16 protein-coding genes are annotated in these 13,515 nt (G+C 55.8%); 11 read left to right on the top strand and 5 right to left on the bottom strand.

The window, feature by feature from the left end; all coding sequences use genetic code 11:
• Positions 1 to 28: 28 nt before the first annotated feature.
• The 5 genes from sufB to SPV1_RS03480 form a co-directional block, all read right to left on the bottom strand.
• Entirely contained in the window at positions 29 to 1,483 is a 1,455-nt protein-coding gene (sufB, locus tag SPV1_RS03500) for a Fe-S cluster assembly protein SufB (RefSeq protein ID WP_009849722.1), read from the bottom strand.
• The gene (locus SPV1_RS03495; protein WP_009849721.1) at positions 1,483 to 1,938 is read right to left on the bottom strand and encodes an SUF system Fe-S cluster assembly regulator; all 456 of its coding nucleotides are present in this window, start codon (positions 1,936 to 1,938) and stop codon (positions 1,483 to 1,485) included. The genes sufB and SPV1_RS03495 overlap by 1 nt, the downstream gene beginning before the upstream one ends.
• 91 nt (positions 1,939 to 2,029) lie before the next feature.
• Complete coding sequence (locus SPV1_RS03490; RefSeq protein WP_009849720.1) at positions 2,030 to 2,998, bottom strand: calcium/sodium antiporter; 969 nt, start codon at positions 2,996 to 2,998, stop codon at positions 2,030 to 2,032.
• A complete protein-coding gene (locus tag SPV1_RS03485) occupies positions 2,998 to 3,879 on the bottom strand; it encodes a phosphoribosylaminoimidazolesuccinocarboxamide synthase (protein ID WP_009849719.1) in 882 nt (293 codons plus the stop codon). The genes SPV1_RS03490 and SPV1_RS03485 overlap by 1 nt, the downstream gene beginning before the upstream one ends.
• An 87-nt stretch (positions 3,880 to 3,966) precedes the next feature.
• Positions 3,967 to 4,704, bottom strand: coding sequence for a cytochrome b/b6 domain-containing protein (locus SPV1_RS03480; protein WP_009849718.1), 738 nt, complete (start codon positions 4,702 to 4,704; stop codon positions 3,967 to 3,969).
• Positions 4,705 to 5,032: 328 nt separating this feature from the next.
• On the opposite strand from SPV1_RS03480, the gene rpmE reads away from it, so the two are divergent.
• The 11 genes from rpmE (at position 5,033) to SPV1_RS03425 (ending at position 13,499) form a co-directional block, all read left to right on the top strand.
• Entirely contained in the window at positions 5,033 to 5,248 is a 216-nt protein-coding gene (gene rpmE, locus SPV1_RS03475) for a 50S ribosomal protein L31 (protein WP_009849717.1), read from the top strand.
• A gap of 14 nt (positions 5,249 to 5,262) precedes the next feature.
• Entirely contained in the window at positions 5,263 to 5,571 is a 309-nt protein-coding gene (gene rplU, locus SPV1_RS03470; RefSeq protein ID WP_009849716.1) for a 50S ribosomal protein L21, read from the top strand.
• A 3-nt stretch (positions 5,572 to 5,574) separates the two neighbouring features.
• Complete coding sequence (rpmA, locus tag SPV1_RS03465) at positions 5,575 to 5,823, top strand: 50S ribosomal protein L27 (RefSeq protein WP_009849715.1); 249 nt, start codon at positions 5,575 to 5,577, stop codon at positions 5,821 to 5,823.
• Positions 5,824 to 5,977: 154 nt separating this feature from the next.
• Positions 5,978 to 7,009, top strand: coding sequence for a GTPase ObgE (gene obgE / locus SPV1_RS03460; RefSeq protein ID WP_009849714.1), 1,032 nt, complete (start codon positions 5,978 to 5,980; stop codon positions 7,007 to 7,009).
• On the top strand, positions 7,006 to 8,166 hold the full coding sequence (proB, locus tag SPV1_RS03455) for a glutamate 5-kinase (protein ID WP_009849713.1): 1,161 nt from the start codon (positions 7,006 to 7,008) through the stop codon (positions 8,164 to 8,166). The genes obgE and proB overlap by 4 nt, the downstream gene beginning before the upstream one ends.
• A gap of 4 nt (positions 8,167 to 8,170) precedes the next feature.
• Positions 8,171 to 9,442 (top strand): glutamate-5-semialdehyde dehydrogenase, encoded by a 1,272-nt coding sequence (locus tag SPV1_RS03450; protein ID WP_009849712.1) that lies wholly within the window; start codon positions 8,171 to 8,173, stop codon positions 9,440 to 9,442.
• Positions 9,443 to 9,455: 13 nt separating this feature from the next.
• On the top strand, positions 9,456 to 10,082 hold the full coding sequence (locus SPV1_RS03445) for a nicotinate-nicotinamide nucleotide adenylyltransferase (RefSeq protein ID WP_009849711.1): 627 nt from the start codon (positions 9,456 to 9,458) through the stop codon (positions 10,080 to 10,082).
• Positions 10,083 to 10,109: 27 nt separating this feature from the next.
• Positions 10,110 to 10,472 (top strand): ribosome silencing factor, encoded by a 363-nt coding sequence (rsfS, locus tag SPV1_RS03440; RefSeq protein ID WP_009849710.1) that lies wholly within the window; start codon positions 10,110 to 10,112, stop codon positions 10,470 to 10,472.
• Positions 10,436 to 10,918, top strand: a complete 483-nt coding sequence (locus tag SPV1_RS03435; protein WP_231288262.1) for a 23S rRNA (pseudouridine(1915)-N(3))-methyltransferase RlmH — start codon at positions 10,436 to 10,438, stop codon at positions 10,916 to 10,918. The genes rsfS and SPV1_RS03435 overlap by 37 nt, the downstream gene beginning before the upstream one ends.
• The gene (locus SPV1_RS03430; protein ID WP_009849708.1) at positions 10,915 to 12,078 is read left to right on the top strand and encodes a murein hydrolase activator EnvC family protein; all 1,164 of its coding nucleotides are present in this window, start codon (positions 10,915 to 10,917) and stop codon (positions 12,076 to 12,078) included. The genes SPV1_RS03435 and SPV1_RS03430 overlap by 4 nt, the downstream gene beginning before the upstream one ends.
• A gap of 92 nt (positions 12,079 to 12,170) precedes the next feature.
• Entirely contained in the window at positions 12,171 to 13,499 is a 1,329-nt protein-coding gene (locus SPV1_RS03425) for a S41 family peptidase (protein WP_018294269.1), read from the top strand.
• Positions 13,500 to 13,515 lie beyond the last annotated feature (16 nt).

Raw genomic sequence — 13,515 nt, 5'->3', positions numbered from 1 at the left:
CACTCTGTGGTGAACCGCTGTTGTTTCTTTAGCCTACCGCACCTTCGAGGGAGACTTCCATCAGCCGGTTGGCTTCCACGGCAAACTCCATCGGCAGCTCGTTGAATACGTCTTTACAAAAACCGTTGACGATCATGTTCACCGCGTCCTCTTCCGAAATGCCGCGGCTCTGGCAGTAGAAGAGCTGATCTTCACCGATTTTCGATGTGGTTGCCTCATGCTCCATCGTTGCGCTCGGGTTCTTCACCTCCACATAGGGGAAGGTGTGGGCGCCGCACTTGTCCCCGATCAGCAGGGAGTCGCACTGGGTATAGTTGCGAGCGCCTTCGGCCGATTTGGCAATGCGTACCAGGCCACGGTAGGACTGATTGCCAAATCCTGCAGCAATGCCCTTGGAGACGATGGTGCTGCGGGTGTTTTTGCCGATGTGAATCATCTTGGTGCCGGTGTCGGCCTGCTGGCGCATCTTGGTCAGTGCGACGGAGTAGAACTCGCCCACCGAATCATCACCGCGCAGCACGCAGCTTGGATATTTCCAGGTGATGGCGCTGCCGGTTTCCACCTGTGTCCAGCTCACCTTCGAGCGGGCACCGCGGCAGTCGGCACGCTTGGTAACGAAATTGTAGATGCCGCCCAGCCCGTTCTCATCGCCCGGATACCAGTTCTGCACGGTGGAGTATTTGATCTGCGCATCATCGAGCGCGACCAGCTCCACCACGGCGGCATGCAACTGGTTTTCATCGCGTTGCGGTGCGGTACACCCCTCCAGGTAGGAGACGTAGGAGCCCTCTTCAGCGATAATCAGTGTGCGTTCGAACTGGCCGGTATTGAGCGCATTGATACGGAAATAGGTGGAGAGCTCCATAGGACAGCGCACACCTTTGGGTATGAATACAAATGAACCGTCGGTGAAAACCGCTGAATTGAGTGCGGCGAAAAAGTTGTCGCCGGTCGGTACAACCGTGCCGAGATACTGCTGTACCAGTTCCGGATAATCGCGAACGGCTTCCGAAATCGGACAGAAGATCACGCCGACATCTTTCAGTTTACCCTTGAATGTCGTGGCAACCGATACCGAATCAAATACGGCATCGACGGCCACGCCGGCCAGAAACTCCTGCTCGCGCAGTGGAATGCCCAGCTTGGCATAGGTCTCCAGCAGTTTCGGGTCCACCTCATCCAGACTCTTGGGCCCGTCCGCCTGCGATTTCGGTGCGGAATAGTATGAGATCGACTGATAATCGGTAGGCGTATATGTTACATTGGGCCAGTGCGGCTCGGTCATCGTCTGCCAGTGGCGAAAGGCTTCCAGACGCCAGTTCAGCAGCCACTCCGGTTCATCTTTTTTGGCCGAGATATGACGAATCACGTCCTCGTTCAGGCCCGGCGGCAGCGTGTCGGTATCAATGTCGGTAATAAAACCGGCCTGATAATCACGATTGGTAAATTCTTCCGGTTTGCGTTCCTGCTTTACTTCACTCATCAGTGCACCTTCTCAATGGCAATGCCGCGTTGCAGCCGGAATACCGGCACAAAGCTCTGCTCGTTCATATCAGCCAGAGATATGCCTTCCAGAGCCTGTCCCACAGCGATATTGATACGTTTCCAGTTGTTGCTGGTCGAGCAGACGTCATGCTGATCGCAGACGCTGCCCTCAATATTACATTCGGTCAGTGCGATGGATCCTTCGAATACGTTAATGACATCGCGTATATTGATCTGGCTTGCATCGCGTGTCAGTTGATAGCCGCCGCGGGCACCGCGTGTTGAACTCAGCAGGTTCTCATGCAACAGCATTTGCAGGATTTTGCTGACCGTGGGCATGGGGATATGGGTCATTTCAGCCAGTTCGGTAGCGGTAAAACGCAGTTGCTCCGATGATGCCATGCGCGTCAGCAGCAGGATTCCGTAATCGGTCAATTTGGTCAGTCTCAGCATTGCCACCTCTTAAAGGCGACTATTCTAGTCTGGTATTAAAACAGGAGCAATACGGTACAGATTTATGGTTATTCGTGCGCAGCCGTTCTGATCATGCCGCCGACTGGAAATAGAGCAGTATCAGATAGCCGGCGAAACCTGCCGTCAGCAGGCCGCCTTCAAAACGGTTAATCACGCCGCCACTCTTTTTCAGGGCAAAGGAGACGACAAACAGCGCGATGGTAAAACCTATCATGATCGGAAAATCGCGCATCAGTGCTTCGGGCGCGAATGCGCCGGGGTGAATCAGGGCAGGCATGGCCAGTACGGCCAGCAGATTAAACATGTTTGAACCGATCACATTGCCGATGGCCAGATCGGCCTCGCCCTTGAGCGCGCTGACCAGTGATGCAACCAGCTCCGGCAGGCTGGTGCCGATGGCCACAATCGTCAGTCCGATAATCAGATCGCTGACCCCCAGAAGGTGGGCGATTTCCACCGCACCCCAGACCACCATGCGGGAGCTGATGATCAACAGTGCCAGGCCGACCACAAACCATAGCAGTGACATGCCCATGCTCATCTGATCCGGGATTGAGTCGGTGAACTCCGCAACCAGCGGATCATCCCGGTCACGCAGACCAAGCATGGTGATCCACGCCAGCAGCAGTACCAGTCCGATGATCAGGATGATGCCGTCACCCCGGCTCAGTGCGCCATCGGCCATCAATGCGAAAGCCAGAAGGGTGACCATGAACATCACCGGCATCTCGCGCCTGAGGGTCATGGACTTTACGGTCAGGGGTATGACCAGCGCGGTGATGCCCAGCACCAGGCCGATATTGGCAATATTGGAGCCGAGCACATTACCGATGCCGAGATCCCTGTTGCCATCAAGAGCGGCCATCGCAGAGACAATCATTTCAGGCAGTGATGTGCCCAGGCTGACGATCGTCAGGCCGATCACCATGGGCGGTACGCGCAGGTTTTTTGCAACGGAGGCGGCACCGTCGACAAAGCGGTCGGCTCCCCAGATCAACAGGGCAACGCCAACCGCGATGGCTGCGACGGCGAGCAGCATCAGGCGGTCAGCCGGGCCAGTGCTTCGGCATACTTTGCCGATGTCTTTTCGGCGATGTCAGCCGGCACAGCAGGCCCCGGCGACTGCTTGTTCCACGTTAGTGTTTCCAGCCAGTCGCGCACAAACTGCTTGTCGAAGCTTGGCGGGCTGATGCCGGGCTGATAGTCGGAAACCGGCCAGAAGCGCGAAGAGTCGGGGGTCAGTACCTCGTCAATCAGGGTCAGGTTACCATCCTGATCAAGGCCGAACTCGAACTTGGTGTCGGCGATAATAATGCCCTTTGTCAGTGCGAAGGCGGCGGCTTCTTTATATAGCTGCAGGCTTACATCGCGCATTTTTGTCGCCAGTTCTGTGCCGACAATCCCGCACATGCGGTCAAAATCAATATTTTCGTCATGTTCGCCCACAGCGGCCTTGGTGGAAGGTGTGAACAGCGGCTCAGGTAACTTTCCGGCGAGAGGTAATCCTTCCGGCAGTGCAATGCCGCAAACCGAACCCTGTTTCTGATACTCGCTCCAGCCGGAGCCTATCAGATAACCGCGCACGATCGCTTCAATCGGCAGGGGCTGCAGACGCTTGACCACGATGGCATGGGACCTGACACGCTCACGTTCATCGGCATCGGGTATCGCCTCTTCCAGCGTCATGGTGGCAGTGTGATTTGGCAGGATATGGGCCAGTTTTTCGAACCAGAAGTCGGATACGGCATTGAGCACCTGCCCCTTGCCGGGGATTGGTGTTGGCAGCACCACATCGAAAGCCGACAGACGATCGGTGGTGACAATCAGCAGGTGATTCTCATCAATTTCATACATATCGCGTACTTTGCCGCTGTGCAGCAGCTTCAGGCTCTTGATATCGGCATGCATCATCGCGTCCATGGATTCATCTCCCGGTATTATGGCTGAAAAAAGCGACGTAACGTGCCTGATACGCGGTCAGGATACAAGTATTTGAATCACGGCCGCTCAGTCATCGAGATCTTCAGGTTGTTTCGACAGAGTTTTGCTGCCGGAAAACATGGCTGATACCATTCCTCCACCCTCGCTGATTTCAGCCCGGACAACGGCTGCGATATGCAGCAGGATCAGCAGTATCAGTGCATAGGCCGTGTAGAGATGCACTTCACCGAAGGGGCTCTTGAATGCGCCGAGCGCCTTTAGTTTTGCTGCATCCACACCTGTTTTGTCGTAAGGCTTGAGGCTTGCAGGGTTAACACCATCGGCAGCTACCTGTGCGGCAAACATCGCACCGAACGGCGGGTAGTAAACGTCGGTGCCTGCACGCACCAGTCCGGTGACTGCCTGTGTCATGAGCATCAGCATCAGCGCCACCACGGCAAGCCTGCCCAGCGGATTGTGACCGAGGAACTGCTGAGGGTTACCGCTCCTGATGCTGGCAATATAGCCGGAGAGTACGGCACCAAACCCTTTGCCCGGCACAATGCGGCTCCAGCGGGCAAAACGGTTGCCGACAAAGCCCCAGACCAACCGGATCAGCAGGTTCAGCGTAAAGATGTAGCCGATCAGGATATGAATCTCCTTGATGGCAATCTTGGCCTCAAGGCTGGTGATGCCGATATCCTTCTTATATATCATCAACAGTCCCACGAGGATGAGTAGCAGTACTGTGGTAAAATTCACCCAGTGAAACAGGCGCGTAGGTGCATCCCAGACTTTGTATCTCTTTAGCATCGCTTCGGTCATTGTTGGTTCCCTCCTTATATAATATAAGTGGTTAATAAAGATCCTGTTGCTGCGGTTTCGGGACAATGATACCGGTTGGCGATGCCCATAGGAAGGAAACGGCTGTAAATGCCGCACACTCCTGATCGACCGGGTTGAGGAGTGGCCATGAACCTGTCAGCTTCCGGTTTGTGTGTTGGGCGCTGTAATGCCGTGTCGGCATGCTCAGTATCCCGTGTATACGCTTTGGAATACTGATAAATTGCAGAAGTGATGTTTTAGTCCTTGATTAATGCGAGCAGGGACGCTAGAAATCGCGCCCCTTTTAATATCGACGGAGAAACAAGACGTGAAAGCTGACATCCATCCAGAATATATCGCATCCAAGGTAACTTGTTCATGCGGCAACACATTTGAGACGCGTTCAACCCACGGAGATATCCGTGTGGAAGTATGCTCATCCTGCCACCCGTTCTATACGGGCAAGCAGAAGGTTATGGATACTGAAGGTCGCGTTGAGCGTTTCTACAAGAAATACGGCAAGCCTGCGACGACGGCAGCCTGAGGCTCGGAGATAATATGTACGCTGTAATCAAAACCGGTGGCAAGCAGTATCGCGTAAAAGCAGGCGATACACTGCGTGTCGAAAAATTGAACGCTGAACCAGGCAACACAGTCACCTTTGATGACGTGCTGCTTGTTGGCGCAGGTGATGCTATCAAGGTTGGCAAAGATGTTGCCGGCGCGCAGGTAACTGCGGTGATAACGGAAGCAGGTCGCGGCCAGAAAGTGGTCGTATTCAAGAAGCGTCGCCGTAAAAACTATCGCCTGACTCAGGGTCATCGCCAGAGCTACAGCTCTGTGCGTATCGAAAGCATCAAGGAGTAAACCATGGCACACAAGAAAGCAGGTGGTTCCAGTCGGAACGGACGCGATTCCAATTCCAAGCGCCTCGGCGTCAAGAAATACGGCGGAGAAGCTGTGATCGCAGGTAATATTATTGTACGTCAGCGCGGTACCAAAATCCGCCCGGGCAACAATGTGGGCTGCGGCCGCGACTACACCCTGTTCGCGTTGACTGACGGCAAGGTTGAGTATTACAAGAGTGCAGGCCGTACAACCGTTCGCATTACTGCATAAGCTTGTCGGAACTACAATTAGATAAGGGGTGCGCTGGCCGCACCCCTTTTTTGTTTGTGTTTTTTACCATTAAAACACAAAGATAACAACGAATGGACTATCCCGTGCACCGCTTCTGTCTTTGTGGTTCAGGATAATTATGGTGTAATGCAGCATGCGTTTTATAGATGAAGTGAAAATTGAAGTACGGGCCGGCAACGGCGGCAAGGGATGTTCATCCTTCCGGCGTGAAAAGTATGTGGCCAAAGGTGGTCCGGACGGCGGTGACGGCGGCCGCGGCGGCCATGTCATCTTTGTCGCCAGCATCAGCAAGAATACACTGCAGGAGTTATACCTGCGCAAACGCCTGATCGCCAAAAACGGACAACCGGGCATGGGCAGCGACTGCCACGGCAAAAATGGTGAAGACATTATTGTCGAAGTGCCGGTCGGTACGATGGTTCACGATGAAACAGGCCACCTGTTATGTGATCTCTCCACTCCGGGCATGCGTTTTACACTGGCGCGCGGCGGCGCCGGCGGCATGGGCAATGCCCGCTTCTCTACCAGCACCAACCGCGCACCACGCTACTCCCAGCCGGGTCTGGAGGGTGAGCAGGGTATCCGTCACCTCGAGTTGAAGCTGATGGCCGACGTCGGTCTGCTTGGTCTGCCCAATGCGGGCAAGTCCACGCTGCTCGCGCGTATCTCCAATGCACGCCCGAAAATAGCCGACTATCCCTTCACCACGCTCAAGCCCAAGCTTGGACAGGTGTTCATGGACGATGGTGATGGTTTTGTTGTGGCGGATATTCCGGGGCTGATTGAAGGAGCTCATGAAGGGCGAGGTCTGGGCATTCGCTTTCTGCGTCATATTGAGCGCACTGCCGTGCTGCTGCATCTGGTGGACAGTGCCTGCGAGGAAGGCAGGTCGGTTGCTGAGCAAATTGCCGAAATCGAAGCCGAGCTGAAGGGTTACGGAGAAACATTGTGGAACAAGCCGCGTCTGCTGGTACTGAACAAGGCCGATGCACTACTGGATGAAGAGCTGGAAAGTGCGCTTGAGCAGGCAAAGCAGACGGGTTTGTCGGTGATGGTCATTTCCGCCGTCACCGGAGAGGGTGTAAAAATGTTGTTGCACACTGTCTATGAGCGGGTACTCAGTGATCGTGAGCAGCGTCAGGCGGAGGCGCGAAAAGAGGCATGATCCGGAACAGAGCTGAGTTGGCCTCCGCCCGTCGGGTGGTGATAAAAATCGGCAGCTCTCTGCTGGCCGATGCCGAGCATGGTATTCGTCTGGATGTCATTGACCGCCTTGTCGACGAATTGCAGCAACTGATGGTCGATGGCCGGGATATCGTGATTGTCACATCAGGCTCCGTGGCTCTCGGGAGAGTACGTCTGGATTGGCTGGGGCGTGAGTTGACTGTGCATGAGAAGCAGGCCGCTGCCGCTGTGGGGCAGCCCCAGCTGATGAGCGCTTATGGCAAGGCGTTTGGCCGCCACGGCCGCTGTGTTGCGCAGATGTTGCTGACCAAGGACGACCTGAGAAACCGGCGCCGCTATCTTAATGCCAGCAATACCAGCGAAACACTGTTCTCGGTAGGCGTGGTGCCGATCGTTAATGAAAATGACACGGTCGTGGTGTCGGAGATCAAGTTCGGTGACAATGACAGTCTTGGTGCACTGGTTAGTCTGGTGGTTGAGGCGGACCTGCTGGTGATGTTAACCGATGTCGATGGCCTGTATGACCGGAATCCGGCTAGACATGCCGATGCCTCTCGCATCTCCGAAATCAGCCATCTGGAAGAGAAGCATGTGAAGATGGCCGGCGATGCCGGCTCATCATTCGGTACCGGCGGTATGGCCAGTAAGTTGATCGCTGCCCAGATCGCCACCAGAGCAGGCGTTACGGCTGCGATTGTCAGTGGTAAAAATCCCGGAGCTCTGACCCGATTATTGACAGGTGAGGATGAGGGGACACTGTTTCTTTGTGGCGAGGACAGGCAAACCAGGCGCAAGCACTGGATATCCGAACTGCTGCGCTCTGCAGGTGAAATTCATATTGACCGTGGTGCGAACAGGGCCGTGCTGGAGCAGGGGTGCAGCCTGTTGCCGGTTGGTGTTGTGGCGGTGCATGGCGTATTCGACAAGGGCGATTGCGTGGAGATCATCGGCCCGGATGGAAAAATCGGGCGCGGACTGAGTAATTATACGGCGGAAGAGATACATAAAATCATGGGTAAGACCAGTGATGAGATAGAGGAGGTGCTCGGCTATATGGATTTTACCTCGCTAATTCACCGCGATAATCTGGTGCTCTCGGATGCGCATCAGCCATCGGCAGAGCATACAGGGGAGTAATGAGATGACCGGAACAGATGCAACAAGTGTGATGACGGCATTGGGCGAGCGCGCAAAAGCTGCGGCTGCTGCCTTGCGTATGGCCAACACAAAGACCAAGGATAGTGCGCTGCGTCTGGCTGCGTCCGTCATCCGGCGCGAAATGACCGAGATTTTGTCAGCCAATGCCATGGATATGAAGACTGCCGAAGAGAACGGCATTGATGCAGCCCTGCTCGATCGACTGATGCTTAATTCCGATCGCATTGATGCCATGGCTGAAGGGCTGGAACAGGTTGCAGCCCTCCCTGATCCGATCGGCGCTGTTGATAATCTGCGTTATCGCCCTTCCGGCATTCAGGTCGGTCATATGCGCGTACCGCTGGGTGTCATCGGTATGATTTATGAATCGCGTCCCAATGTAACTGCCGATGCTGCCGCTCTCTGCCTGAAGTCGGGCAATGCCGTTATTCTGCGTGGCGGCTCCGAAGCGATACATTCCAACCGCGCCATTGCCGCCTGCCTGCGCCGGGCGCTGGTTGATTCCGGCCTGACACAGGATGCGGTGCAATTGATTGACTCTACCGACCGGGCCATGGTCGGTGCGCTGCTGAAGAGCGAATCGTATGTCGATGTCATTATACCGCGCGGCGGTCGCTCGCTGATTGAGCGGGTTGCGGCAGAGTCGCGCGTACCGGTGATCAAGCATCTGGATGGTATATGCCATGTCTATATCGATGCCGCCGCCGACCCTGCTATGGCACTGGCCATTGCGCTCAATGCCAAGACCCATCGTTACGGCGTCTGCAATGCGATGGAAACCCTGCTCATTCATCAGCAGGCAGCAGCTGCCACGCTGACACCAATTGTCCGGGCCATGCTCGATAAAGGTGTGGAGGTGCGTGGTTGTGAGCGCACACAGGCGTTATGCGGCGATCTGCAGGTCGGCACCGCCACCGATGAAGACTGGGCGACGGAATATCTGGCGCCGGTCCTCTCTGTGCGCATTGTCGATGATCTGGATGCGGCGATCGCCCATATTGAGGCTTATGCATCCGGTCACACGGAGAGCATTGTCACCGCCGACTACGAGGCGGGGCAACGCTTTCTGCGCGAGGTGGATTCCGCCTCGGTGATGTGGAATGCCAGCACCCGTTTTGCCGACGGCTTTGAGTACGGACTGGGTGCGGAGATCGGTATCTCTACCGACCGTCTGCACGTGCGCGGCCCGGTGGGGCTGGAAGGATTGACAACGCAAAAGTGGATTGTGCTGGGTCACGGTGAGATAAGATCATAGTGCAGGCAGGACGATGAACATCGGCCTGTTCGGAGGCAGCTTCGACCCGCCGCATGCCGGCCATCTGGCGCTGGCGCAAGCAGGGCTTGAAGTAGCAGGTTTCGATGAGGTTTGGGTTATCCCCGCCAACCCGGTGCACCGGCGGCTATCCGGTTGTGCCGACGGTAAAACCAGACTGGGCTGGATGCAGCAGCTGTTTGCCGATGAGCCTGGCATTCGTGTTGTAGACTGGGAGGCGGTTCAGGATCGACCGATTCCGGCGATGGAAACGCTAAGCCGGTTTGCGCATGAGTTTCCGCATGATCGTGCATGGTTGATGCTGGGGGCGGATGCATGGCGGGATTTCGATAGCTGGCGTGAATACCCGGCGCACATGAGGCTGTGTAATGTGGCCGTATTTGCCCGTGCAGGTATCGATGATTTGCCGCAACATGCCGGCTGGCATCGGGTGAATGCCCCAGATGCGGCACAGACGACAGGTTGCTGGTGCTATGTGCCTGTATCGCTGCCGGATATTTCAGCGACAGATCTGCGCTGCGATGCAGATGCAGGCCGCTCGCTGAAAGGGCGGGTGCCCGAGCCTATCCGTCCTGCGGTGGAAGCGGCTTATCGAAAGATGTCTGCAGTAAACAGGGTTTGAACTTTTAAGAGAAGAACAGGAGAACATGTGAGTAAAGAGACAGAACAGGAATCGCTGGAGGCGCTGACCACAGCTGTGGTTGAAGCGCTGGAAGATAAAAAGGCAACCGACATACTGGTGATTGATGTACGCGGCCGTTGCGACTTTACCGACCGCTTTGTGTTGGCCTCCGGTCGCAGTGACCGGCAGCTCAAGGCGCTGGCCAATTCAGTCGGCGAAGCCGCACACCGTTTTCAACTGCCGGCCAAGACAGAAGGGCTGGAGGCTGCCGAATGGGTGCTTGTTGACCTGGGTGATGTCGTTGTTCACCTGTTCCTGCCGGAAGTGCGTGAAAGCTTCCAGCTGGAGCGCCTGTGGGCAGTTCCTTCCGGAGTAATCACGGCCTCGTGAAGTTGCGCCTGCTGGTTGTCGGCCGCGGCTCGCGCGAGCTGGCTGAATTCGAATCGCGGTTTGATCAGCGATTGCGCCCGTTTGCCGACTTTCAGGTTGTTGAGCTGCCGGAGGGGCGCGCGAAACAGCCTGTGCAGCGTAAGCAGGAAGAGGCAAAACAGATACTGACCCATGCCGGCAAGGGGTTTATTCTCTTTGATGAGCGTGGTGCCTTGCTGGAGAGTGTGAAATGGGCTGCTCACCTGGAGCGTCAGGCCGGTAATGCGCAACTGGATTTTGTCATTGGCGGAGCCGATGGGGTGGCTGATGAGGTGCGCAGAGAGGCTGCTGCATGCTGGAGCCTGTCAAAGTTGACGCTGCCCCACCAGCTTGTCCGGGCTATTGTGCTGGAGCAGATCTACCGTGCCTTTACCATTATTCAGGGGCATCCCTACCACCGCGTATGAAACGACTCACTACCAGCATACTCTCTCTTGCCGCAGCACTTGCTGTTGTGATGGTGCTGATATCGCCATCTATTGCTGCTGCCGGCATCACGACCAAGCAGAAGATCGAGCAGATCAAGCTGGAGCGACAGCGACTGGCGAAACTGCGGCACTCCATGGAACAGGAGCTCGGTAGCATTGGTCGGGAATTAAAAGAGCTTGATACCGAGTTGATTGCAGCGCGCAGGGCCAGTCGCGATGTGCGGGCGAGCATCAGGGTGTCCGACCACAAACTTGCCAATCTGGAAGCTGAGCGGGCAGACCTGCAGCGGCATATTGAGACATTGAAACAGACGATGATGGAGGAGGCTGTCGCTGCCTGGCAGCGCAGCAGCCGATCCTCACCGTGGATGGGTATACTGACCGGCGTGCCGGTCAGCGATATTCCACACCGGCGTTTTCTGCTGAATGTGGTGATGCAGGCGCAGCAGAAGGATCGCCAGGAATATCTGAAGAGTGTGGAACATCTGGCGCATATCGAGGCCGATTTGAAACAGCAGCGTGATCAGTTGACGCGCCTGCATGAGGAGAAGAAACGGGCTGAGGCGCAACTTGAAGCGCGCGTCAGGGATAAGCGCAACCTGGTCAAGCGGGTAAACGGAGAGATGAGAGCCAGCAAGCGGCACGATTCACAGCTGGCCAGAGAAGAGAAAGCGCTGCTGCGCCTGCTGCAGGGGATATCCGAGGATATCGTTGCAGGCGATAATCCGGGATCGGTAGAGCAGATACGCAAGCGCAAGGGGCGGCTGCCATGGCCGCTAAGGGGGCGGATTGTTGCCAGCTACCACTCCAGGCCGCTAAAAGGCATGCCCCGTCTGCAGGGCGTGCAGCTCAAGCCCGATCATGGCGCTTATCAGGTGAAGGCCATGGGGGCAGGTCAGGTGCGCTATGCCGACTGGTTCGGTGGTTACGGGCTAATGATTATCGTCGACTATGGCGAAGGCATCCTCGGTGTGTATGCTCATAACGAAGTGCTATACAAGCAGTTGGGCGACTGGGTGGAAGCAGGAGAGGTGCTGGCTGACTCAGGCAGTACCGGATGGGTGAGCAGGCAGTTGCTCTATTTTGAAATTCGCGACAAAGGGAAGCCGGTTAACCCGAAATACTGGTGCAGACGCTGACCTGCTGGCATGCTGCGACACTTGAATGTATTTGGTCGTCACACACCGTTGTTTCGTGAGGTTCCTGTGATAGCCATACCATGGAGAAATATATGTCTTTGATGTTTCGTCGACTATTGTTAAGTGCAGGCGCCGTTGCCCTGATCGGAGTGGGTGTCATGGCCTGGCAGCCGGGTGGCGGGGTCAAGCAGGCCAATGCAGCCACTACGGATTACGAGCAGCTACAGAAGTTTTCACGCGTGATGGAAATGGTGCGTCAGGCCTATGTCGAGAAGGTGGGTGATGAGAAGCTGATCGACGGCGCTCTCTCAGGCATGCTTTCCAGTCTTGATCCGCATTCAACCTATATGGACAAGGAGATGTTCAAGCAGATGAATGTTGATACCACCGGTGAGTTCGGTGGTTTGGGCATCGAGATTTCCGCTGCTGAAGGCGGTATTCGTATCGTCTCTCCGATTGAGGATACACCAGCTTATCGCGCGGGCATCAAGGCAGGCGATCTGATTATCAAGATTGATGATGAACTGGCGCGCGATATGTCACTGGCAGACGCGGTGAAAAAGATGCGCGGCAAACCCAACACCAGCATTACCCTGACGATCTTCCGCAAGGGAGAGGATGCGCCAAGGGAAGTGAAGATCGTGCGTGCCATCATCAAGGTGAAGTCGGTGAAGAGTGATTTGCTGGCTCCCGGCTATGCCTATCTGCGCATTACCCAGTTTCAGGAGCGCACAGATGACCTGTTGGAGAAGCAGATCGGGGAGCTGAAAAAGCGCGCCGGTGGCCAGCTCTCGGGTGCGGTGCTGGATTTGCGCAGCAATCCCGGCGGCCTGCTCAATCAGGCTGTTGCGGTCTCCGATACATTCCTGAATAAAGGCAATATTGTCAGCACCAAATCGCGTGCAGGCAAAAATATGAGCTTTGATGCACAGGCAGGCGATGCGCTGGGCGGTCTGCCCCTGATCGTACTGATTAACCATGGCTCAGCTTCCGCCTCGGAAATTGTCGCCGGCGCTCTGCAGGATCATCACCGTGCCGTGCTGCTGGGAACCCGCAGCTTTGGTAAAGGCTCGGTGCAGTCGGTTGTCCCTCTGTCGGATGGCACGGCGATCAAGTTCACCACGGCTCTCTATTATACACCGAGCGGTCGCTCGATTCAGGCCACCGGCATTGAACCGGATATCAAGGTGGAGCAAGAGGCAATCAAGCCAGCGGAGAAGGGTAAGGCCAGGTTACCTTCATTGTTCGAGAGCAACCTGAAAGGACATCTGGCTAACGGCAATCACGACAAGAAAGTCGTCAAGAAAAAAACAATAGCAGGGGATGATGCCAGTGCTGCGATGAAAGAGCGTCTGCAGATTGATACCCAGCTGCAACGGGCGCTTGATCTGCTCCGGGGGCTGCATGCGCTCAAGGGTTGATAGAGACCTGATCAGC

This window comes from Mariprofundus ferrooxydans PV-1, assembly GCF_000153765.1.
Taxonomy (GTDB): domain Bacteria; phylum Pseudomonadota; class Zetaproteobacteria; order Mariprofundales; family Mariprofundaceae; genus Mariprofundus; species Mariprofundus ferrooxydans.
Note: the sequence above shows the minus strand (reverse complement) of the source record. Positions and strands in the feature narration are given on the sequence as shown.